This window comes from Bradyrhizobium algeriense (assembly GCF_003062295.1).
Taxonomy (GTDB): Bacteria; Pseudomonadota; Alphaproteobacteria; order Rhizobiales; family Xanthobacteraceae; genus Bradyrhizobium; species Bradyrhizobium algeriense.
Window position 1 is genome coordinate 1 of record NZ_PYCN01000199.1, and the last position, 603, is coordinate 603.

1 protein-coding gene is annotated in these 603 nt (G+C 55.6%); it reads left to right on the top strand.

Annotation, left to right across the window (positions count from 1 at the left end; translation table 11 throughout):
• Window positions 1-148 precede the first annotated feature (148 nt).
• Window positions 149-451 carry a hypothetical protein gene (locus tag C7G61_RS43100; protein ID WP_108523443.1) on the top strand — a complete coding sequence of 101 codons (303 nt, stop codon included), beginning with the start codon at window positions 149-151 and terminating at the stop codon, window positions 449-451.
• Window positions 452-603 lie beyond the last annotated feature (152 nt).

The window sequence follows — 603 nt, forward strand, 5'->3', positions numbered from 1 at the left end:
ACCTGGAAACGCTGCGGGCGAATGGCGACGACTTCCTCCGATGGAGCTCCAATCGCGTTGAGGACCTCCCGTAGAGATCGCCCCGATCTAGTCTCGTAACTTCACCCCCGCTCCGCAGCTCCGACCCCAGTCTACTCACGGATATCCAATGGACGATCTTCAGGCCCTAAAGGCCGCTGCCGCCCGTCAGGTCGCGCACCTCCACCAATATGACGGCATGTTCACCAACTATGTTACCGTCAAGATCAAACACGAGATCCGGACCAAGATGGGCCTAGCGTTCGCCGCGAATGAAATCGCGATCGCTGAGCCCACCTCAAACGCGATCGAGGAGGGTCCCTACGCGGGGCAACATCAGCGCACTGTCTGGTCAATGAAAAATCAGGTTAACACCACTCTGTTCGAGACCGACCTTGAGGTGCTGCAGCGAAAGATGAATAGATGCCTGTGATATACGAGCGGTGCTAAATGTCGCTCGTTAGGGTGGCTGACAAATCCGTACACGCCTACCAAACTAAGGCAATGATCAAGTACCTCAGTCAATTCGCTATTGCTTTCGCCAGTCTCTATGCCCTCGGCATCGGAGCGCTTTATTTGGGCCAG